The 21231-nt window shown below is 57.9% G+C and carries 19 protein-coding genes; 5 read left to right on the forward strand and 14 right to left on the reverse strand.

The features are described from left to right. Nucleotides 1-7: 7 nt before the first annotated feature. Nucleotides 8-1525, forward strand: coding sequence for a CRTAC1 family protein (locus U5A82_RS02495; protein ID WP_326288396.1), 1518 nt, complete (start codon nt 8-10; stop codon nt 1523-1525). Nucleotides 1526-1845: 320 nt separating this feature from the next. Here the strand turns inward: U5A82_RS02495 and U5A82_RS02500 are convergent, their stop codons facing one another. Beyond that, on the reverse strand, nt 1846-2901 hold the full coding sequence (locus tag U5A82_RS02500; protein WP_326288398.1) for an AraC family transcriptional regulator: 1056 nt from the start codon (nt 2899-2901) through the stop codon (nt 1846-1848). On the opposite strand from U5A82_RS02500, the gene U5A82_RS02505 reads away from it, so the two are divergent. Then, nucleotides 2869-4098, forward strand: coding sequence for a zinc-binding dehydrogenase (locus U5A82_RS02505; RefSeq protein ID WP_326288400.1), 1230 nt, complete (start codon nt 2869-2871; stop codon nt 4096-4098). The two genes, U5A82_RS02500 and U5A82_RS02505, sit on opposite strands and share 33 nt — an antisense overlap. 56 nt (nt 4099-4154) lie before the next feature. Next, nucleotides 4155-4688 (forward strand): 2,4'-dihydroxyacetophenone dioxygenase family protein, encoded by a 534-nt coding sequence (locus tag U5A82_RS02510; RefSeq protein WP_326288401.1) that lies wholly within the window; start codon nt 4155-4157, stop codon nt 4686-4688. 350 nt (nt 4689-5038) lie between these two features. Here U5A82_RS02510 and U5A82_RS02515 read toward each other — a convergent pair whose 3' ends face one another. The 13 genes from U5A82_RS02515 to U5A82_RS02575 all read right to left on the reverse strand — a co-directional run bounded on the left by U5A82_RS02515 (nt 5039) and on the right by U5A82_RS02575 (nt 15663). Then, nucleotides 5039-5785 (reverse strand): TetR/AcrR family transcriptional regulator, encoded by a 747-nt coding sequence (locus U5A82_RS02515; RefSeq protein WP_326288402.1) that lies wholly within the window; start codon nt 5783-5785, stop codon nt 5039-5041. A gap of 134 nt (nt 5786-5919) precedes the next feature. Next, on the reverse strand, nt 5920-6672 hold the full coding sequence (locus tag U5A82_RS02520; protein ID WP_326288404.1) for an SDR family NAD(P)-dependent oxidoreductase: 753 nt from the start codon (nt 6670-6672) through the stop codon (nt 5920-5922). Between the two features lie 147 nt (nt 6673-6819). After that, nucleotides 6820-7050, reverse strand: a complete 231-nt coding sequence (locus tag U5A82_RS02525; protein ID WP_326288406.1) for a hypothetical protein — start codon at nt 7048-7050, stop codon at nt 6820-6822. A gap of 19 nt (nt 7051-7069) precedes the next feature. Beyond that, nucleotides 7070-7753, reverse strand: coding sequence for an acetoacetate decarboxylase family protein (locus tag U5A82_RS02530; RefSeq protein WP_326288407.1), 684 nt, complete (start codon nt 7751-7753; stop codon nt 7070-7072). Between the two features lie 33 nt (nt 7754-7786). Further along, on the reverse strand, nt 7787-8596 hold the full coding sequence (locus U5A82_RS02535) for a metal-dependent hydrolase (RefSeq protein ID WP_326288409.1): 810 nt from the start codon (nt 8594-8596) through the stop codon (nt 7787-7789). Nucleotides 8597-8814: 218 nt separating this feature from the next. Further along, nucleotides 8815-9849 (reverse strand): NADP-dependent oxidoreductase, encoded by a 1035-nt coding sequence (locus tag U5A82_RS02540; protein ID WP_326288411.1) that lies wholly within the window; start codon nt 9847-9849, stop codon nt 8815-8817. Nucleotides 9850-9875: 26 nt separating this feature from the next. Continuing rightward, entirely contained in the window at nt 9876-10649 is a 774-nt protein-coding gene (locus tag U5A82_RS02545) for an SDR family NAD(P)-dependent oxidoreductase (protein WP_326288413.1), read from the reverse strand. After that, entirely contained in the window at nt 10649-11731 is a 1083-nt protein-coding gene (locus tag U5A82_RS02550; protein ID WP_326288415.1) for a zinc-binding dehydrogenase, read from the reverse strand. The genes U5A82_RS02545 and U5A82_RS02550 overlap by 1 nt, the downstream gene beginning before the upstream one ends. Then, entirely contained in the window at nt 11728-12357 is a 630-nt protein-coding gene (locus tag U5A82_RS02555) for a 2-oxo acid dehydrogenase subunit E2 (protein ID WP_326288417.1), read from the reverse strand. Before U5A82_RS02555 ends, U5A82_RS02550 begins: the two co-directional genes overlap by 4 nt. Continuing rightward, nucleotides 12354-12947, reverse strand: a complete 594-nt coding sequence (locus U5A82_RS02560; RefSeq protein WP_326288419.1) for a biotin/lipoyl-containing protein — start codon at nt 12945-12947, stop codon at nt 12354-12356. The genes U5A82_RS02555 and U5A82_RS02560 overlap by 4 nt, the downstream gene beginning before the upstream one ends. After that, nucleotides 12944-13918, reverse strand: a complete 975-nt coding sequence (locus tag U5A82_RS02565) for an alpha-ketoacid dehydrogenase subunit beta (RefSeq protein WP_326288421.1) — start codon at nt 13916-13918, stop codon at nt 12944-12946. Before U5A82_RS02565 ends, U5A82_RS02560 begins: the two co-directional genes overlap by 4 nt. Nucleotides 13919-13925: 7 nt before the next feature. Next, nucleotides 13926-14873 carry a thiamine pyrophosphate-dependent dehydrogenase E1 component subunit alpha gene (locus U5A82_RS02570; RefSeq protein ID WP_326288423.1) on the reverse strand — a complete coding sequence of 316 codons (948 nt, stop codon included), beginning with the start codon at nt 14871-14873 and terminating at the stop codon, nt 13926-13928. Nucleotides 14874-15297: 424 nt separating this feature from the next. Then, complete coding sequence (locus U5A82_RS02575; RefSeq protein WP_326288425.1) at nt 15298-15663, reverse strand: hypothetical protein; 366 nt, start codon at nt 15661-15663, stop codon at nt 15298-15300. A gap of 11 nt (nt 15664-15674) precedes the next feature. Here U5A82_RS02575 and U5A82_RS02580 point away from each other — a divergent pair, with 11 nt between their 5' ends. Together U5A82_RS02580 and U5A82_RS02585 are read left to right on the forward strand one after the other, a co-directional pair. Further along, a complete protein-coding gene (locus U5A82_RS02580; protein WP_326288427.1) occupies nt 15675-18647 on the forward strand; it encodes a TonB-dependent receptor domain-containing protein in 2973 nt (990 codons plus the stop codon). A gap of 61 nt (nt 18648-18708) precedes the next feature. After that, nucleotides 18709-21216, forward strand: coding sequence for a zinc-dependent metalloprotease (locus U5A82_RS02585; protein ID WP_326288429.1), 2508 nt, complete (start codon nt 18709-18711; stop codon nt 21214-21216). Nucleotides 21217-21231 lie beyond the last annotated feature (15 nt).

Here is a 21231-nt window from a genome sequence, read left to right on the forward strand (position 1 = left end):
AATATTTATGAAACCATCATTGTCCAAGACCCTGGCCTGCACGTTGCCGATGCTCCTTGCCCTGCAACCGGCGATCGCCGGGGGCCAGGCTGTTGCCACGCCCTCGGAGCCGCCCTTTACATCCATTCAGCCGACTGATTTCGCTATTGCCGGATCGCTCTCCAACAGCTGGGCCGACTTCGACAAGGACGGCGACCTCGACCTTGCCGTCTCGCTCAAGGGCGGCGACATCCGCCTCTATCGCAACGACAAGGGCAAGTTCGTCAATATCGGCCCGGCCCTCGGCCTGCCGTCGTCCGGACCGGAAATGCGCGGCGTGGCTTGGGGCGACTATGATGGCGACGGCTGGGTGGACCTTTTGGGTGGCGCGACGATGCCCGACCAGCTGAGCCTGGTCTTCCATAATCAGGGCGGCAAGAAATTCACCAATGTCGCGCCGGAACTGGGCCTGACCATTCCGGGCCGCTCCGCCCGCCAGTCCAGTTGGCTCGATTATGACAATGATGGCGACCTTGACCTCTATGCGTCGAACCGTATCGGTCCCAACGCGCTGTTCCGCAACGACAACGGCAAATTCGTGCAGATATTCGCAGGGACCAGTGTTTCCGATCCGCGTCCCACCGTCGGCGCCTGCTGGTTCGATGCCGACCGCGATGGCGATCTGGACCTGTTTCTGGCCAACCAGTCCGGCGCCACCGATGCCCTGTGGCGCAATGATGGCGACAGCTTCACCGATATCGCGGCGCAGGCCGGCGTCGATAATCCGGGCCGTACCAAGGAGGAAGGCGGCGTAGGCTGCGCCGTGGGCGACTATGACAATGACGGCTATCTGGACTTGTTCGTGCCCAATTACGGCGTGAACGCCCTCTACCACAATAATCGCGATGGCACATTCAGCAACCTGGCCAAAGCTATGGGCGTCGGCATTGACAACCACGCGGTAGGCGCCGTGTGGGGTGATTATGACAATGACGGCTTTATCGATCTGTTCGTCACGTCCTATCATGGCGAGCGCAACCAGCAGCAGCCCAAGGACAGCCTGTTCCACAATGACGGGGGCAAAGGTTTCACCCAGGTGCTGACCGAAACGTCCAAACTGAACGTGGGCGATCATGGCGTCCAGTGGGTGGATTATGATGCCGATGGCGCGATCGATCTGTCGGTTATGCGCGGTTATACCGACAAAGGCGGCCACTTCCTGTTCCGCAATGCCATGCCCAAGGCGGAAGCGCGCCGCAGCCTGAGCGTTACCGTGCTCGATGCCAGTGGCCATTTCACCAAGATGGGTTCGGAAGTGCGGCTGCTCGACAAAACTGGCAAGATATTGGCGACACGGCAGGTTTCCACTGGCGACGGCTATAATTCGGAAAATGCCGCACCCGTCCATTTTGGATTAACCTCCTTGGCGCCGGTGACTGTGGAAGTTACCTTCATGGGCAAAAATGGTAGAACCGTGCAGACGATCCCCAGTGTCAGCCCCGCAAAATATGCCGGGAAGTCGCTGGTTGTTCGTCAGAACAAGTAACGTCGATTGAAGCGCCCCGGTTGCTCAGGAGGCTTCAAATCCTGAGAAACCGGGGACTTTATGAGCAAGATCACGAACAAGTTCGCCGGAAGTCGGCGAGTGCGGGGTGCCTATTGTGGTCGATCACGACCGCGATTATCCGTGCCGCTGGGCGGCCGTCGTGTCGATCGCGGCAGGCCTGCTGGCGTCCCGACACAGGTCGCCGACAAGATCGCAAGGTGCGAAAATCATTCCGGATAATTTTGTATCAGACAATTCGGCTGATAATCTTTAAATCCTCGTGCTAATAATTTGATCTCGCGAAGTATCGGACACTATGGTCAAGTCCCAATTGTCGTTGCCATCGCCATGCGGTCGGGACCCATATCATTGGGCCCGGTCAAAGACGCACGCCGCCTCGCGATCAATTGCTTTGGGGTTTCGCCATACCAACGCTTGCAAGCTCTGGCATAGCTACTTTGTTCCGAATAGCCGAGCAGCGTAGCAATCTGCGAAACCTGAAGATTGGACGTCGACAATTGCCATGCCTTGCTGCGTCGAACATCGTCCAGAATATCTTCGAACGACATGCCGACCTCTGCCAGGCGGCGTTGCAGAACACGGGGATGCATCGACATCGCATCGGCCACGGGAACAAGCGCGGCTTGTTCCAACTTCATCAGGCGATGGATCGTCTCCCGAACATATTCAATAAGAGGCAAGTTATTGCCGTTTTGCGCCAGATAATTTTCAGCCAACATCAGCGCGGCCGAATTGCGACCATTGACTTGGTGATCCAGTAAGTAGGACGGGAAATATAGCGCATTGACCCTGGATCCGAATTCGACGGAACAGCCGAAGAACTCCCGGTAGCGGCCGAGCGATGATATCGGGCCATGTCTCATGGTAATACGCCAGGGAACGAAGTCTTCCCCGATCATAAGGCGAAAGGCGTTCAATGCGACGGCAAGACTCTTCTCGATGATCTGGTCGCGATGAGCGATCTGGCGTGACGCTATTGTATAGATAAAAGCTGACGTCGTCGGCCCGCGCTCCAATGTTGCGATTTCCGGCGGCGCGCAATGATATAGGTAGCGACATACCCCCTCGATCGCGTCCAATACTGTTTCTGAGTTGCGGATGAGGACCGCCACCGGGCCGAGAAAATCGATACCCTGTTCCGCCGCCAATATCATACCGAAGTCCGGGCGATTGAGTTCGATCGCCGCGCGTCCGATCACCGCGACGACGTCGGGATATGAGATCAAATGGTGGGTATCGCCGGCAGCGGATAAGGGAATTCCCTGAGCGCGCAACAAATGGTCGGGATCACCGCCAAGCCTGCGCACGAGCGGTACGAAATGTTGCAGCGCAGCGCCACTGATCATGTCCGTCATAGTCGTGAAATGTTAAACAAGATTCGTCCAAAGTCAAGTTCGCCGCATCCAGACCTGTCAGACCATGCCCTAGAACAAGCGCGACGACGCTTGGAGGAGAGGGTTTCTGCGATGACGATGCAGGCAGTCGTGATGCAACAGGGTATGCTCAATTTGGCGCGCATACCCACGCCTATTCCCCGTGCGGGGGAAGTTCTGGTCAAGACGCTGGCCTGCGGCATCTGTGGTAGCGATCTACATTGTGTGACCCATAGTCAGCAGTTGATCGATAGTACCCGTGCGGTGACCGGGGGCGAACTGTTCGATATTAACGAGCCGGTCGTCTTGGGCCATGAAATCTGCGCCGAGGTGGTCGACTACGGGCCAGGGACGCGCAAGGTGAACGCATTGGGTTCACGGGTCGTGTCGGTGCCGTTCCTGCCGCGCCCGCAACCCGTCATGATCGGGCTGTCAGGTGTCGAGACGCCGGGCGGGTTCGCCGAATTCATGATATTGTCCGAAGACCTTTTGATCCCCGTGCCCGACGATCTCCCCGCCGATATCGCGACCCTGGCGGAACCGATGGCGGTCGCCGTACACGCCATCAATCGCGGAAACCTGGGCAAGGATGATGTGCCCATCGTCATCGGCTGCGGACCGATCGGTCTTGCTATCATCGCCGTGCTGAAAATGCGCGGGATCGGTCCGATCGTCGCTGCGGACTTCTCCCCGTCCCGCCGGAAAATGGCGGAACGGCTTGGCGCCGATGTCGTCGTCGATCCGCGCGAAACGTCACCATATGACAGTTGGCGCGGGCTGGCGGGGGCGTCTGATCCGGCGCGCTTGGGTCGCCAGACTCAGCTATTCATGGGATTCCCGTTCAGACAGTCGGTCATCTTTGAATGCGTCGGCGTCCCCGGAATTATCCAACAGATATTGGCCAACGCGCCGCCATGTTCGAAAGTCGTCGTAGCCGGTGTCTGCCTGGAACTGGATCAGTTCATACCGGTCTATGCGATCTTCAAGGAAATCGACCTCATTTTCTGCATCACTTACACACCCGACGAATTCGCCCAAACCTTTGCGGCCATCGCATCGGGGAAACTCGATGTGGCGCCGCTTATCACCAGCCGGGTCGGACTGGATGGCGTCGCTGGCGCCTTCGCCAGCCTCGCAGATCCCGAACGGGACGCGAAGATCGTCGTTGTCCCTCACTGATTTCGGTGTCGATCAGTCGACACTCTATTGCGTTCATCACAGGAAGGAAGATCATCATGACCGCCACTGCCGCTGCTGCCAATGTCCCGGCCTTTTCCCTGCCGCAAGACCGTCTACTGACGCTGAATATCAATGAAACTACAGTCTTGCAGGACGCCGCCGGACCAGGCGTCAGTTTTCAGCCGCTCTATGTCGATCCGGAACTGGGTGTGTGGACGGTAATCGGGATTTTCGCGCCCGGCGCAAGCGTGCCTATGCATATCCATACCGGACCGGTGCATGGTTTCACGATGAAGGGCAGCTGGTATTACGCCGAATATCCTGACCAGGTGCAGGTGCCTGGGTCCTATCTGTATGAGCCGGCCTCTTCGCTCCACACCGTCGTCTCGCCCGAAGGCAATACCGAAGACACGCATGTTCTGTTCATCGTCAACGGCGCGAACGTGAACTTCGGGCCGGATGGTCAGTTCCACTCGATCCTAGATGCTATGACGATCCAGAAAATGATAGAACAGTGGTCGCAGGCGAACGGCGGAGCAGCTGTCGACTATATCGCTGGCGGGTCGGCACGCCAGATCAGCAAAGCGTGACATTCTAATCTTCGTACACAATATCGATAAATATCTACAATATTATCTATGAAATTTGCAATTTCGAAGAGTTGTTTGGTACCATAACATGCATAATACCAGGTTGCATTGATAGGAGCCTATAGCCAGTTGTTCCCCGGCGCAGGCCGGGGTCCAGTTCTGAGCATGGGACTGGACCCGGCCTGCGCCGGGGAACCGCCCTATGGGGCAACATCATCGCATTTTGGTATAAACCCACTTTGACGATTGTAGGCTTTCCCATCAATCAAACCATAAGCTTAATCTGCATCCGCCGTCGAAGGTCGGCGGATGCAGTGGACCAGGTCCAGAACTATCATACGGATGCTGGCCTAGAGGCCCAGATCAAGGCGTGCCAACTCGGCGACATCCAGGCCGCCAGGGCCGATCCGGTCTCTCATCAGGAAAGAATTGAAATCCACATCGCCGATCAGTTTGAACTTCGCCGCATAGCGTTCATCCAGCACTGCCAGAAAATCTTCTGAAGCAAAGGGCATCAGATGGCCGTAGGACGCCAGATCTAACAGCACGCCCAACTTGTCATCGCCAAGTTCACCCGACGCCCAAACGTTGAGGGAAGCGTTGTGCGAAATCATCATCAGAAAAGCCAAGGCGTTGGCATCGGTATTGGGCGCCAGCAAACCTGTGTGCGCCATACCGGCGATGCAGGTGGCATACACATCATGATAGATATGCCGAACGCCAAATAGGGACGAATCCTTGGCCAGCATCGTCGCTACGGAACGGACCAGTTGATTGGAACCGATGCTGGATTGCGCAAGGTTGCGGTTGGTCTGCTCCATACCCTCCAGCCCTACGCCCTCCGCAACCGGATTTTCCGCGATAAAGGTACGCGTGCGAAGCTCCAGCGCGGCAGACAGGAACGCTTCCTTGGTGCCGAATACATTGTAGATCGTTGCCGGAGAAACCTCAGCCTCTTGAGCCACATCGCGGATAACTACATTATCGAAACCGAGCTTTTCCAGCGAGTCCACGGCGATCTTGAGCAGGCGCACATAGGTTTTCTGCTTACGCGCGGATAATTTGCGCCGGACCTGTGGCGCCCTGTCTTTCGTCATCAGGCCTCTGCCTCCAGCTCACTGCGGATCACCCTTATCATACGGCACGAGATAGCAGGATATCATCATCAAAACAAAGCAGGAAACGCTCGGCTTGGCCATCGCGCAGCCCTACGCTACTGGCGTCCTCTCCATTACAAGGAATTGACGCTATGCCCGCCATCAACGGTAAGGACGCTGCCAGTTATATAGCTTGCCGCATCGGAACATAGCAGCAGAAATGCGCCATCAAGTTCTTCGGGCTTGCCCAATCTGCGCGAGGGGATACGCCCGATCAGCTTTTTGCCCGCTTCGCTTTCAAAGAACTGCCTGTTCAATTGCGTTTCGAAATAGCCCGGCGCGAGTGCATTGACGCGAATGCCAAGGCGCGCGAATTCAAGCGCCAGCACCTTGGTGAACTGGATAACGCCTGCCTTGGATACGGCATAGGCGGCCACGTTCCCGGCCTGGCGCAACCCTAATATAGACGCGATATTGACAATCGCACCGCCACGGTTCTGCGCCTTCGCCATTCTGGCAAAGGCGCGCGATGTCAGGAACAGGGAACGCAAGTTCGTGTCGATCACCTGATCCCAATTGGCACTTTCCTGATCGATGACAGGGCCATCAGATACAATCCCCGCGCAATTCACCAGAATATCGATATTGCCATGGGCATCAAAGCATTCGGCCACCTCTTGCTCGTCGGTAACATCCAGCGATCGAAATGCACATTGGCCACCTTGCGCGCATATTTCCCGCGACAAGCTCTGCAAAGGTTCAATACGCCGCGCTGTTGCCACGACTTGCGCACCGGCACTGCCCAACAACCTGGCAAAATGCTGACCGAGCCCGCTGCTTGCGCCTGTAATCAGAACAGTCTTTCCAGAAAGATCGAAATGCACCATTTCATCATACTCTCACGCAATAATTCATCGGTCGGTTCGAATGCTAGCGACCCGGATATGAAGTCCGTGACACAATACCGATTACTCGGGACGCACTTTATATCTTAAGGGTTTCACTAGAGCATGATCCGTTCATATTGAATTGGATCATGCTCTGTTTCTCGTTTTGTTTTGCGCATTTTCGGGTTCAGCAGATGATGCCATCTGCGTCGCAAATGCTCCAGCAACTATATGGTTCTCTTTGTTTTTAGGCGTTCGGGCCATGCCTGCCCACGATATCGAGTGAGCAAAGGATGGCGTAACCATCGACAGCATGCCCGCCAGCACCACCGCCGATGGCGTTTGGAGCTTCGATCTATTCTTATCGTTATTTTTCATGCTCCCCCCGTTATTATTATCAATCTAATATTCTTGCAGAAACTGGATATATATCATCCCATGTTCCATATAGCGCCGTCAACATCTGGCCGACTGGCGGAGCCAACAGCCCAATTTCGGGAATTGGTTCGAAGTGCAAAGTGCCGCTTCCGGCCCGCATTTTGATGTTATGAATATGCGAACGCGTAGCGATAATCCGTGAAGTATATTTAAGGGGATTGAATGAGCTGGGTATATCCTTCAGCAAAAAGCTGTCCGACTCCGCAAATTCAGTAATCACATCGCCACTGACCTGCACCGATATATTCAGCAGTGCTTTGCCGCCTCTTTCGATCCTGGCAGTAACAAGCCCATTGCGTTCTTCCAGAACAGTGGAACCAAAGATTGCGGGCCAGCCGTAGGTTTCACGAAACCCAATAAGACTGGCTTCCGTGTCAGTGACAAGCCAGCTCACATAATTGCCAATTTCATTATTATATTTGGCAGAAATTGATAGGCATCCACCTATATGTGGCCCTAAACCTGATACATCAGGGCAATCCATAACGCTGAACACGACTATTGGATTATCTGCAGGCTGCAATTGTGGCGGTAGATAAGGCGCGACATCCTCTTTGGTTGCAGCATATATCACCAACAGAGATCGCGTCCCCCTAAACTTGAAGGGCGGGTCTCCATACAGGCGCAATCTATCAGCGCTCATGCGTGCCTCTCCATTTTAATTGCTATTATTATATTATGCTGCTGCCATTTTCTCATAATAATCCAGAGATTCCTGAACGGACTGAGGAATGCTATGATTTTCTGGATTATAGTAAGGCAGAACAATTTTTAGCATTCTTGGAATGATGTAAAATGCCATTCGCTTTTTTAGGCGCTTTTCTCTCTTCTTCGATTGTTCGATTTCTTCTTTAGAAATGGATTGATAGTCTATTTTCGTTATTATCTCATATATATCCTTTTGGAACTTATTAAGAGATCTGAATGCCACGAATGTTCCGTAAAGACGCATGAAATAGTTACCGGACACTTCCTTGAAAACGGCGTGAGCAACGGTACGATGTTCAAATTCTTCGGCAAGATGCCACTTATACAAATCGACCATTCGCTGATCTCCACCCTCAAAAAGATCAGGCGCATGCTCAAAAGCGAATTTTGAACTGAACAGTGCGATATTCTCAAAACCGGCACAATAGGCCGCACAAAATTGCACCGAACGATCTTTCAGCATGTTCTTATAGAAAATCCGCATCCGCGCTTCATATTCGCGCACCGCGTGATAACCGCGCGCATATAATTCTCTGTTGAACGACGCATGCAGGTTGCAGTGATTGGATTCCTGCTCCACGAAAATGCGCATTTCCTCAAGTAGCCCGGTTTTTTCCGGCGCAATATATTTTTTGGCTTTGGCCATCATTCCATTGACGAAGATCTCGCTTTGCGAAGCAATGGGGCTGCCTGCATTCTGCATGGTTGCAAATTCGGGAATCCTGGTCCAGTGAAGGGGTACATCGCTGAAGTTTATGGATATTTTTCTCGGTATCACAGACAATACTCCTATATTTCCGGAAGCATAGCGACCGGAATGTTTCCTGTAGATCTGCGGGAGGGGGGACCATAAACCCTAGGCTGGATTTACCGCCATATCGCGACTTCCCGAGATATTCGATTCTGATGTCATACGCTTATTTGAATTTATACCTTGATCTAAATTTACGTCAAGAATATATCCGGTGTGCCTTTCACGACATCATATTTCGGACATCATGCGCACGTGGCGTCAAGCCGGACCAGCAATTTGCCCTTATGGCCGCCCCCTGCTTCGAAAAGCCTGGCAAAACCATCGGCCAGCCCGTCCAGACCATCGATAATATCGAGTTCATATTTCAGCTTGCCTGCCAGAATCCATTCCACAAGCGCCTGAACAGCTTCGGGGATGCGCGAAGCATAGTCGGAAACGATAAAGGCCTTGATCGTCGCACTCCGCATCAGAATGTGGCTGAGATCGGCGCCGTCACCCTTGAAATCACTATTATATTGCGAGATCAGGCCGCACAACACGACACGGGCATGGTGCGCAAGCTGGCTGTAAACCGCGTTACCCACCGCGCCACCGACATTTTCGAAATATAGATCGACACCACCACCCAAATCGCTTTTGGCGGGCGCCAGAACGGCGAGGCGTTCGGCTATATTTTCCGTGCGATAATTGATCGCGGCATCGAACCCCAGATCCTGCGTCAGCCAGCGGCATTTTTCGTCATTGCCGGCAATGCCAATCACATGAAGCCCAAGGTTTTTCCCAATCTGCCCCACAAGGGATCCCACCGCCCCTGCGGCACCGGACACCACCAGCACATCGCCTGGTTTGGCGGCTCCTACCTCAACGATACCGAAATACGCCGTCCAGCCGACAAGACCCAGTACGCTGACCAAGGCGGATAACGGCAGGCCGGGAATGGCCGCGACTTTATAGGCCGCCGAAGCTTGGACGACGCTGTATTGCGCCCATGATGCCTGGGCCATGACGATATCGCCGACCTGCAGCGCATCGGATCGAGATTCCACGACTTCCGCGAGGACCGAACCCCATAATGGCTGCCCCAAAGGCAACGGAAGGATATAGGATGCCTCTTCCCGCATCCACAGGCGATTGGCCGGATCAAGCGAGATATAGAGCGTGCGAAGCAGCACGTCGCCGTCTTGCAACGCCGACACCGGAAACTCTTCATATGCGATGGCGGAGCGCCAATCATCGCCCTGGGGGCGGTGTTTCAAAATCCAGGCCATGTTGATCATAGGATGTTCCTCATCAAGATGGCCGCTCAACGGCTGGATGCGCCGCCATCAACGGAAATTTCGGTGCCGGTTATGAAAGCTGCGCCATCCGAGCACAGAAATTGAATGGCGTGGGCCACCTCTTCGGGCTTGCCCATTCGGCCCATCGGATTGCCGGAATCGATCAGCGTCTTCACCTTCTCAGGGTCAAGGCCTGTCGCCTGGGCAAAGCCGCTGGCGACATGTTCCATCATGGCACCTTCGATCGGTCCTGGGTGCACGGTGTTGACGCGGATGCCCAATTTCATGTCTGCGAATTCGTTCGCCAGAGATTTCGCCAACAATTTCACTGCGCCCTTACTGGCACAATATGCCGCATGCATGGAGGATCCCCGCAGACCGGCGATAGACGACAGGATAACGATGGACGCCCCTGCGCTATTCTTGGCTCCGGCCGTCATCAGCAGGGGCAACATAGCCTGCGTGCCGATCACAACACTTTCGACATTGATCGTCTGAACCTTGCGCCAATCCTCTATGCTGGTCTGCGCAAAGGCTTTGGTGAAGCTGATGCCGGCATTGTGCACCAGCCCGTCAAGTTGGCCATGACGCTGCTCTATATGCGCGGCTACGGATTGCCAGGCTTCTAGAGATGTCACATCATGAGCCAGCACATCGCCCTCACCCACGATGTCCGTAGGAACGACGGTGGCCCCCGCCGCTGCCAGCGATGCGACCGTTGCGTTGCCGATTGCGCCCTTGGCGCCTGTGACGAGGATGATATTACCGGCAAGATCGTCCGGCTTGCGCGCGGCGGTCATCACAAATGCCTTCCACTGCCCGGCGCCACCATGACCTTGGCGTGCTGCGGATTGGTGTGGAGCAGATCGAAAGCCCCGGCCACACCCGCAAGATCGACCGTGCCCGTTATCAAAGCGCCGGCGGAAAGCTCGCCTTCGCACAGGCGGCGCAGGGTGTCGGAAAACTCCTGCGCCGTGTAGGCCATCACGAAGCGCAGATCGATTTCCTTGTTGTTGGCGATCATCGGTTCAATCTGATCCTTCGCCATGCACACACCCGCGACGATGATCTGGGCTGCCGGCGGAGCCTGACAGATTAGGGTGTTGAGCAGCCCGGGCCTGCCGACACATTCGAAGATAACCGGGCGTCGCGGGTTCGATGCCATCCCCAATGCCAGCAATTCCGTTGGAACGCCCAAAGATCGCCACAATTCAAGCGGATCTGACTGGCTGGGATCAAGCACATGATCAGCACCCAGTTGTTCGGCAAGTGCGCGACGTTCCGGCTGCAGATCAGCCGCAATGATCGGCCCTAATCCGCGCGCCTTGAGCTCCAATATGATCGCCAGACCAATCGGTCCGCAGCCAACAACATAGTATGCACTGTTCGCCTGATCCGCCTTGGCGACGGCATGGACGGCCACGGCCATGGGTTCGGTCAGCGCCGCCAGTTCGGATGGCAGGCCATTGGTCACAGGCAGCAGCAAGCTTTCCGTCAGGACCATATATTCCGCGTAGCCGCCATTATAGCGGTTGGAATAACCAACGCCCTCGATGCGATCGTCATCGAAGTTCATCGCCAAGGCGCAAATGGATGTTCCCAACGCAACCTTCTTTTCGGTTTCCGGGCCATAATCGACCAGTTCGGCGCAAAATTCATGCCCGAAGATGACATCCTTGGCCGGATCGAGATTGCCCGTGGGCAAACCTGTGCGCCGCCCGGCATCGATCATGGCGTCGTAATGATGATGGGCGTGAATATCTGAACCACAAATGCCGCAATGGGTGGTGCGCACCAGCACCTGTCCTTTGCCCGGTTGTGGTATGGCGATATCTTCCAGCAGGAGACTGGCGCCACGCTTGACGACGGCTTGCATGGTCATTGGCCAACTCCTGTATTTTCCAGCCGGGCCTTGATGGCCGATGTGAAGCGTGCCGCCTGCATGCCATCCACCACCCGATGATCGTAAGCGATGCTCAACGTCATGTAAGGGCGCACAACCACCGCGCCATCGATTGCCACCACCCGGTCCTCGATGGCCCCTGCAAAGACCAGCACCGGCTCGTCCAGATTAAGCACGGGCGTGCCCGCCTTGATGCCAAATTTGCCCAGATTGGAGATGGTGACGACGGCCGGATGATCCTGATCGGGCAGCACGCTACCCTGTTGTATCGCGGCGATCGCCTGCACACGCTGCCGGGCGATGGCATCAAGCGATGGATCGGCAATCGGGATTTTGGGTGTCCGCAGACCCCGCGCGGTATCGACCGCGAGGCTGATGACAATCTGGCCATGCGTGACCAGCCTGGTGCCACGGATATGGGCATTGACCGATGGCTCTGCCTGCACCGCCAAAACGCAGGCCTCGATCAGAAAATCGTTAAGCGTGATCGTGCTTCCTGCCGCTTTGGCAGCGGCCAGAGCGGCTTTTACCGCCGTCGCATCAATGTCGATCATTTGCACGAAATGCGGCGCCTGCTGCCATGACCGAACCAGACGGTCGATCAATTGCAGGCGCGATGCTGGGAGTTCGGTGCCTTCGCTATCAACCGCGCCGCTCTCCCCCCGGCAGCGGCAAGCGCGCGCTCCACATCGGCAATATCAATCATCCCGTCTGCCCGGCTGGGTATGACCATGGCCAGATCGATACGCCCCTTTGCCGCCATCCGCGCCTTGGGCGTCGCGGCGATGCGCTCTGGCGATGAGTTGGGTGTGGCCTGCTGCACCACAGGGGCGGTTGCGGCCGCGGCAGGCCCTGCTTGTGCAGGCTCTTGGGCCATGGCCGCAGCATCGCCAATATGGCCGATCACGATGCCGACATCAGCCGATTCACCCTGTGCGATGATGTGGCGCAAGGTTCCGCTGGCGGGCGCCTCTATTTCGAAAGAGGCCTTATCGGATTCGATGGTCAGCAATGGCGCGCCTTGCGCCACGGTGCAGCCATCGGCCACATGCCATTCGATGATGATACCCGTCAACATCGCCTGCCCCAGTTGCGGCATAAGAACAGGAAAAGTAGCTGAAACGCTCTCGGCAGGGACAGGCGGTGAAGCCGCAGGTTGCGGCATAAGAACAGGAAAAGTAGCTGAAACGCTCATCCCTTCATAACCTCCCGAACTTCTTGAAGAATTTTGGCGACTGAGGGGATCACATAATCCACCAGCGCCGGTGCAGAGGGGATGGGAACATCGGGAATGGCCAGGCGGCGGAACGGCCTTTCGAGATAGGCGAAAGCATGTTCGCAGATCATCGCGCCGATTTCCGCGCCGACACCCAGGGAACGATACCCTTCTTCCACGACCAGACAACCGCCCGTCTTGCGGACGGAGGCCAGGACGGTTTCCCAATCGAAGGGCGATAATGTGCGTGGATCGATCACCTCCACGTCGATACCCTCCGCGGCAAGGGTTTCAGCCGCTTCCAACACGCGCGACAGCATGAATTGCCATGCCACGATGGTCAGCGATCGTCCTTCGCGGCAAATGCGCGCCTTGCCAAAGGGCAGGACATCGTCCGCATCCCCCACCGGTCCACGCTGCTGGTACAGCATGCGATGTTCGAAATACATGACCGGGTTATCGTTGCGGATAGCCTGCTTCAGCAGCGCCTTGGCATCCGCCGGCGTGGAAGGCACCGCACATAATAGCCCCGGCGAATGCATTACATAGGCTTCCGGGCATGTTGAATGTTCTGGGCCGGCCCCTGTGCTGCCAGACGGCAAACGCACGACCAAGGGCACCTTGAACGCGCCCCCGTGCATAAAGCGCCACATGCCTGCCTTGAACAGCACTTCATCCGCTGCGGTGATCAGGAAATCCGCGAACTGTAGTTCCACCACCGGGCGCAAACCCATGATGGCCGCACCGACTCCCGCGCCCACCATGACATTTTCAGAAATGGGAGAATCGAAGACCCGCTCTTCACCAAAGCGATTCATCAGCCCATTGGTTACCTTGAAAATACCACCCCAATGCGCAACGTCCTGCCCATAGAGGATGACATTTTCATCCCGTTCCATTTCTTCTGCCAACGCACGGTTGATCGCTTGCGCATATGTAATGTGTGTCATCCTGCCCTCACGCAAACAAATCGGTCATGGCTTCGCGCGCATCTATCAGCGGCGCTTGCCGGGCTTGCGCCACGGCATCGGCAATCTGGCGCTCGATCTCTTGCTCCATCGCACTCAAGGCCGCCGTATCCGCCAGGCCCTGCGCCAGCAGCATATCGGCAAGCTTGGGCAGCGGGTCCTTCTCGGACGCCGAGGCGACGTCGGACCGGTAATCCTGCGGATCGGTGGAATAGTGCCCGAGCAGGCGCACGGCCTTGATTTCGATGAGCGACGGCCCCTGGCCCGCGCGCGCCCGGTCGGCCGCTTGGGCAAATGTCGCGAAAACCTGCTCCGGATCGTCGCCCTGAACGATGTGCCCCGGAATGCCGTAGCCGATCGCCCGCAGCGAAATATCTTCCACCGCCGTGCTGCGCGACGCGGGCACAGACACAGCCCAGCCGTTATTTTCGCACACGAAAATCACGGGAAGCTTCTGCACCGCAGCCCAGTTCAACGATTCATGGAAAGGCCCCCGATTGGAACCGCCATCGCCAAAGAAATGGACCACCAGCGCATCGGACTTCTTCTTCTGAAGCGCCATGCCCATGCCCGTCGCCACCACCAGCCCGCCGCCCAGTGTGCCGCTTTCTCCATATATGCCGCGCGAAGGATCCACCACGTGCATGATCCCGCCCTTGCCGTTGTTGGTCCCACCAACGCGGCCCGCAATATCGCACAAAATGGCCTGCAAAGAGACGCCCCGCGCCACCATATAGGCCAGCCCACGATGCGAATAGATAACCGGATCAAGTGGCCGTAATGCGGCCAGCGCCGCTATTTGCGACACTTCATGGCCGGCACCGGGATGCAACATCGGAGGCAGAAAGCCTTCAAGTGCAAGCCGCGCCACCCGTTCTTCAAAGCGCCGTGAAAGCAAGGACAACCGATAAACTTCCACTAACGGACAGGAAAGCATGGGGAACCTCTTTCAGATGGAAACAGGAGGAAAGGAAAGGCGCATCGCAGCCCTGTCAAACGGCGTGAAGCCATGAAAAAGTCCCGCCGGGAGAGGCGCAATAGTCCATGATTTGGCTGCTGGTTGGAGACACTCTCCGTCTCCATGCGCATCTCGCATGGTACCCTCCTCCCGATCGATCTATTTATGATTCGAACTTATCGAATATTTATATTCATGTCTATATTAGAGTTTGATATAATTATGCCGTGGAACGATTTGTCGAAGCGCTTGGCGGATCACGGAAAAGGATACTCCCCCGGCTTTCTTGAGCCACGCCGTCTAGCGGAGAAGGCGCTGACCACCTTCACCCAGGAGCCTTACATTTAGGAAATCTTCGACACGATCGGTCGAAGATAGAATCGCGCCGGGTTTACCGGAGACTTCAACTTCTGAGAAGGTCGGAGCCAGTATGAGCAAAACGACGAACAGGTTTACGCCGGAAGTCGGCGAGCGCGCGGTGCGGGTGGTGATCGATCACGAGTGCGATCACATCCTCGGCAAAAAGCAGTCTGCCCTTATCCCGCCACGCGCCGAAACCGCCCAATAACGAATATGTCAAAAAGATGAAATTTTTTGATGTGGAGATCTGCGACGCCGACGTCTCCTGATCATGAGAGGTGACGCGCCTGACATCCTGAGAAATGGAGCGGGCCGCCTTTTTTGCATGCCCATCCGCGTAATGCGGACGCGCCAAGATCAGGGGAAAAGACGATGGGAGCGTATCGAAACAAGGGGGCTTGCGCGGCAAGCCTGATCGCCATGAGCTGGGTCGCGCTGAGTAGCGCGGGGATCGCCATGGCGCAGGAGGCGGCCGATGGCGAGCCATCCGCTGAAATCGTCGTCGTGGGATCCCAGATCAAAGGCGCGAAGATCAACGAAGCCCTGCCCGTGACGGTCGTATCGACCGACGAAATCAAGAATTCGGCCGCCGTATCCGGTGACGAACTGTTCCGGTCCATCCCGCAATTCGGCGACGTCCAGTTCAACAGCCAGTATCTGCCCGGCAGTTCCAACGGTGCGCGCGGCGATATCGGGTCGCTCGACCTGCGCAGCCTTGGCATCGGCAATACACTCGTTTTGCTGAACGGTCGCCGCGTCGTCGCCCATCCAACCAGTCAGGCGAACGACCAGCTGGTGCCGGTGCTGAGCTACAACACCAATGCCATTCCGGTAAACGGGCTGGAGCGGCTGGAGGTGTTGCGCGATGGCGCGGCGGCAATCTATGGCGCGGACGCGGTAGCGGGCGTGGTCAACACGGTACTCAAGACCGACTATCAGGGTGCCGAGTTGTCGCTGCAATATGGTGGCGCGGAAGGCACGGGCCTGCGCGAATTCAACGCCAATGGCGTGATCGGCACCAATTTTGCCGAAAATCGGGGCAATGTCACCCTGTTCGGCAGCTACGACCGTGGCACCGGACTGGACTCCACCGAGCAATATTTTACCGCATCGTCGGACAAGCGTAATCTGTTCGAAGGCACCCGGTTCGCAGGCGCGACTTCGCTGGATGGCCGGTCCGTGACTACGCCCTTCGCCAATCTGCGCACCTATGGCAACCGGGCCGTCACCTATAATGGCAGGGCGCTGACCAATGCGTCGGGCCAGTTCCATCTGCAACCGACCAGCAGCGCTGGTTGCGTCGCGACGGTAGGCAGCGACCGTTGCATTCAGAATGGTGCGATGGCGACGGCGGGCGCCGACCGAGATCTGCGCTACGACACGCAGGCACAGGACGTTTCGATCATGCCCAGCCTGAAGCGTATAAACCTGTTCATGACCGGCCATTATGACCTGACCGACGATGTCAGCCTCTTCACCGAGGCCGGTTTCTATCGGAGCAAAACGAAGGCTCAGCAAGGTCCGATCGCGACATTGAGTTCGATCCCGGTCTATGTCCCGGCCAGCAACTACTGGAATCCCGTTGGCCAGGCCGTATTTGCCAACGGCGCGACCAATCCCAATCGCCTGGCGGGCACCAATGCTCCGACGGCGGGCCTGCCACTGACGATCAACAACTATCTGTTCGACGATTTTGGGCCGATGAACATCACGGTGACAAACCAGCAGTTCCGCCTGCTGGCCGGACTGCGCGGCGAATATCAGGGTTTCAACTGGGAAAGCGCCGTCGGCTATTCGGAGGCGTGGGCGCGCGACGTCAGCGACAATATCAGCCGCACCCAATTGCAGGACTATCTGTCCCGTTCGACACCCGACGCCTATAATATCTTTGGCACGTCGGTGAACAGCCAGTCGACCATCGACGCGATGCGCGAAGATCTGGTCCGCTATACCAAGTCGACCCTTGCCACCTATGACTTCCGGATATCGAAGGCGGACCTCATCACCCTGCCCGGCGGCAATGTCGGCTTTGCGTCCGGCATCGAGGCCCGGCGCGAAACGCAACTGGATGATCGCGATGGGCGCATCGACGGCACCATCACCTATACCGATCCGCTGACGCGCGCGGTCGCAGGCGATTTCGTCAACTCCGCGCTGAACAGCGATACCAGCGGCCATCGCGAAGTATTCGGTGCCTATGCCGAATTTGCCGTGCCGGTCATTTCGCCCGACATGGACATCCCGCTCATCCGTTCCTTCGACGTCCAGTTGGCGGGACGGTACGAACATTATAGCGATTTCGGCGATGTCGCGGTGCCCAAGGTCGCCGCTGCATGGGACGTCGTGCGCGGCATCCGTTTCCGCGGATCATGGGCAAAGTCCTTCCGCGCGCCCAATTTGGAGCAGACCAACGCGACCGTCGTAACCCGTGCCAATACGCGCACCGACTGGATCTTGTGCGAAGCCGACCAACAGGCGGGCAGGATCACCGACTTTTCGCAATGTTCGCGATCGCAGGTCACGTCGGCGCGTCGTTCCGGCAACCCCGACCTTAAGCCAGAACGCGCAAAGACCTTGTCGTTCGGCGTCGTGCTGGAACCGCCGCTTCCCGACGGTGCGGGCGACCTGACCTTTACCGCTGACTGGTGGCGGGTGCGGCAGACAGGCCTCGTCGGCATTTTCGGCGAGGGCAATGCATTGATCCTCGACTATCTGCTGCGCAAGGAAGGATCGAGCAATGCCAACGTCATCCGCGCCGCGCCGACCGCATCGGACATCGAAGCGTTCACCGGAACTGGACTGGCCCCGGCGGGCGAGGTCCTTTTCGTGCTCGACCAATATACCAATCTGCAACCGCAGACGGTGAAAGGGCTGGACTTCAACCTCAGCTATCGCACCCCGGAAACCGGCATCGGTCGCTTCAACCTTGCGGTCAACGCCTCGCACTTCCTGAAATATTATCAGCAGCCTTCTCCGGGCATCGCGGCGTTGCTGGCATCGCAGGATGCAGGCGATATCGACAACGCCATCAATATTTCGGGCGGGCGCAGCCTGTTGCAGCTGGATCGCAAGCCCAAATGGCGCGGTTCCGCGTCGCTCACCTGGTCGCTGAACAATGTGACGGTCGGCGCCTTCGCCCAATATACAGGCAAGGTCTATGACACCGGTCTGATCGACAGCGACGGCGATTATTGGGCGGTGAAGGCGACGACGACGGCGAACCTTTACGGCCAGTATCGCTTCACGCAGGGATCGCTGGACGGAACGAGCGTTCGTGTGGGCGTGCGCAACCTGTTCGACAAGACGCCGCCTCTGTCCTCCAGCGGCTATCAGGGGCAGCTCTATTCGCCACTGCAACGCTATTGGTACTTGAACATCAGCCATAAATTCTGATGCCTTCGGGCGCCGGCCCTGGGTTGGCGCCCCTCTTTTCAGTTCAGGATCAATGAATTTCATGAAAGCCCTGCGCGCCCTTCCCCTCGTCGCCCTGACCATCCTGAGTGCCCGAAGCGTCGAGGTCGTGGCCCAGCCAGTTCCTCCTGCCAGAACGCCGTCCAGTACGCCTGGCAGCGTCACGGACAAAAGCCTGTTCGGGCTGCTGCCGACCGACAAGGGCGGGCAGCGCATTCTGCTTCCGGTCGCCGGAAAGGACGGCGGGATCGGGCGCTATCTCTACACCCCCTCCATCGCCGGTGGACTGGGCGCGGCGGAAATCGGCCTGGACCGTGCGCGGTTGGGCGAGACGCAGATCCTGCTGTTCCGCAAAGTCGGCAACCGGGTTCTGGCCGAGTTCGAAAATCTGCGCTTTCGTGCGCTTAATGGCGATGCGGGCGAAGAACAGGCTGTACGACGCTCCTTTTCCGGGTCGCCGATCTGGTCGGGCGATATCGTCAGCGAAGATGAAAAAGGCATCAGCGTCGATCTGTCCGGACTGCTGATGCGCGACGCGTTCGATGTCGCCGGGCGGTTAAAGGCGACGAAGGCGGGCAGCTACAAGATCGCAGCGAATCTGAGCTATATCGACACGGCGCAGACGCTGGCCTTCCCCGACAATGTGGAGTTCGAGACGGCGCTGACCTTTACCAGCGACGATCCGGGTCCTGCGATCGAACGGGTGCTGCCGGACGCGCGCGGATTGACCGTCAGGGTCCATCACAGTTTCATTCGCCTGCCTGACGACGATTTCCATACCCGTGCGCATGATCCGCGCACGGGTACGTCGGTGCAGGTGATCCGCAACAATTATGCTGCCGCCCTGGAGGAGCCGATCGTGACGCGGCTGGTTCGCCGGTTCCGGCTGGAGAAGGTCGATCCGGCGGCCCAACGCTCGCGCGTGCAGAAGCCCATCATCTTCTATGTCGATCGCGCCGCGCCGCAGGCGATCCGCACCGCGTTGATGGAAGGCGCGCAATGGTGGGCGCAAGCTTTCGATGCTGCCGGCTTCATCGATGCTTTCCGGGTGGAGGAACTGCCTGCGGGCGTCAATCCGATGGATGCGCGCTACAATGTCGTGGCGTGGATCCACCGCGAAACCCGGGCATGGTCGACCGGCACGACGATCGTCGATCCACGCACGGGCGAGATCGTGCGCGGCGTAGTTCAGCTGGGGTCGCTACGCGCCTGGCAGGACAAGCTGATTTTCGAGGGGCTGGTCGGCGCGGCGAAGGAAGGCACGGGGGGACCGGACGATCCGATCCAGCTGGCACGGGCGCGGCTGCGACAACTGGCGGTGCATGAAGTTGGCCATGCCCTCGGCCTCTCTCATAATTTTGCCGGATCGACGTTCGAGAACAGCGCGTCGGTGATGGATTATCCCGCACCGCGCGTGAGCATCAAGGACGGCGCGCTCGACCTGTCGGATGCCTACGCGACCGGCGTCGGGGCGTGGGACCGGTTCGCGATCGACTGGCTATATCGCCAGTTTCCGGCAGGCACCGACGAGAAAGCGGCGCTCGACGCCATGGCGCGCGCGGCGCAGGCAAGGGGCTATCGTTTCGTGGCCGATGGCGACACGCGCGGCGATGGCGACGCCCAGCCATGGGGCAATATGTGGGACGACGGGACGGATGCAGTCGCGCAGTTGAGCCATATATTGGCCGTGCGAAGGATTGCGCTGGATCGATTGGGGCTGGATAACCTGCCCGCCGGTGCCGCAGCGGCGGATTTGCGCCGCATGATCGTGCCCATCTACCTGTTCCACCGCTATCAGTTGACGGCGGCATCGAAGCTCATAGGGGGGGTCGACTATGCCTATGCGGTCAAGGGGGACGGCCATGAGCAGGCACTGGTGGTCGACGCCGCGCGGCAGCGCGCGGCGTTGCGCGCCTTGCTGGAGACTCTCGATCCGGCGACGCTGGATCTGCCCGATCGGCTGATCCCGCTGCTCTCTTCGGTTCAGTCGGGCACGCCCGACCGCCAGAGCGAGATCGAACTGTTGCCCGGTCGAACCGCCGCCGCTTTCGACTGGGCGCGCGCGGCGGAAGTGGCCGCAGACGGCAGCCTGCTGGCGCTGCTGGCGCCGGAGCGGCTCAATCGGATGGTAGCGCAGCGCGCCGCAGATGCCGGACAGCTATCGCTCGACGAACTGCTGGGCACGCTGGACGATCGCGTCACGGCCACGACGCAGTCGGGGCGGCAGGCCGAGATCGCGCGGCAGGTCCGTGCCCGCTATGCGCTGCGTCTGGTTTCGCTGGCCGATGACAAAGGGCTGTCTTCCACCGCGATCGCGATCGTCCGAGCGCATATGCAGAGCCTGGCCGATCGCCTGGGCAAGGGCGGCGGCGATGCGGCCGATACGGCACACAACCGTTATCTGGCGACGATGCTGACCGCTTCATCCGATGAACGCGCGAAGCTGGCCGAGCCGATTGCGCCGCCGCCACCGATCCCGCCGGGCGCACCGATCGGCAGCGATGCCGAATGCTGGTTCTGCATGCCCGCCGCGCCCACCACCGCCGAATAATATCGTTCCTAGGGG

Source organism: Sphingobium sp. CR2-8, assembly GCF_035818615.1.
Taxonomy (GTDB): domain Bacteria; phylum Pseudomonadota; class Alphaproteobacteria; order Sphingomonadales; family Sphingomonadaceae; genus Sphingobium.

What these genes read in the sequence shown, in the direction of transcription:
- U5A82_RS02540 (WP_326288411.1), bottom strand. Translation starts at nt 9,849, where the DNA reads ATGATCAACATGGCCTGGATTTTGAAACACCGCCCCCAGGGCGATGAT.
- U5A82_RS02565 (WP_326288421.1), bottom strand. Translation starts at nt 13,918, where the DNA reads ATGACACACATTACATATGCGCAAGCGATCAACCGTGCGTTGGCAGAA.
- U5A82_RS02585 (WP_326288429.1), top strand. Translation starts at nt 18,709, where the DNA reads ATGAAAGCCCTGCGCGCCCTTCCCCTCGTCGCCCTGACCATCCTGAGT.
- U5A82_RS02570 (WP_326288423.1), bottom strand. Translation starts at nt 14,873, where the DNA reads ATGCTTTCCTGTCCGTTAGTGGAAGTTTATCGGTTGTCCTTGCTTTCA.
- U5A82_RS02510 (WP_326288401.1), top strand. Translation starts at nt 4,155, where the DNA reads ATGACCGCCACTGCCGCTGCTGCCAATGTCCCGGCCTTTTCCCTGCCG.
- U5A82_RS02550 (WP_326288415.1), bottom strand. Translation starts at nt 11,731, where the DNA reads ATGACCATGCAAGCCGTCGTCAAGCGTGGCGCCAGTCTCCTGCTGGAA.
- U5A82_RS02525 (WP_326288406.1), bottom strand. Translation starts at nt 7,050, where the DNA reads ATGAAAAATAACGATAAGAATAGATCGAAGCTCCAAACGCCATCGGCG.
- U5A82_RS02500 (WP_326288398.1), bottom strand. Translation starts at nt 2,901, where the DNA reads ATGACGGACATGATCAGTGGCGCTGCGCTGCAACATTTCGTACCGCTC.
- U5A82_RS02530 (WP_326288407.1), bottom strand. Translation starts at nt 7,753, where the DNA reads ATGAGCGCTGATAGATTGCGCCTGTATGGAGACCCGCCCTTCAAGTTT.
- U5A82_RS02515 (WP_326288402.1), bottom strand. Translation starts at nt 5,785, where the DNA reads ATGACGAAAGACAGGGCGCCACAGGTCCGGCGCAAATTATCCGCGCGT.
- U5A82_RS02545 (WP_326288413.1), bottom strand. Translation starts at nt 10,649, where the DNA reads ATGACCGCCGCGCGCAAGCCGGACGATCTTGCCGGTAATATCATCCTC.
- U5A82_RS02580 (WP_326288427.1), top strand. Translation starts at nt 15,675, where the DNA reads ATGAGCTGGGTCGCGCTGAGTAGCGCGGGGATCGCCATGGCGCAGGAG.
- U5A82_RS02520 (WP_326288404.1), bottom strand. Translation starts at nt 6,672, where the DNA reads ATGGTGCATTTCGATCTTTCTGGAAAGACTGTTCTGATTACAGGCGCA.
- U5A82_RS02495 (WP_326288396.1), top strand. Translation starts at nt 8, where the DNA reads ATGAAACCATCATTGTCCAAGACCCTGGCCTGCACGTTGCCGATGCTC.
- U5A82_RS02560 (WP_326288419.1), bottom strand. Translation starts at nt 12,947, where the DNA reads ATGAGCGTTTCAGCTACTTTTCCTGTTCTTATGCCGCAACCTGCGGCT.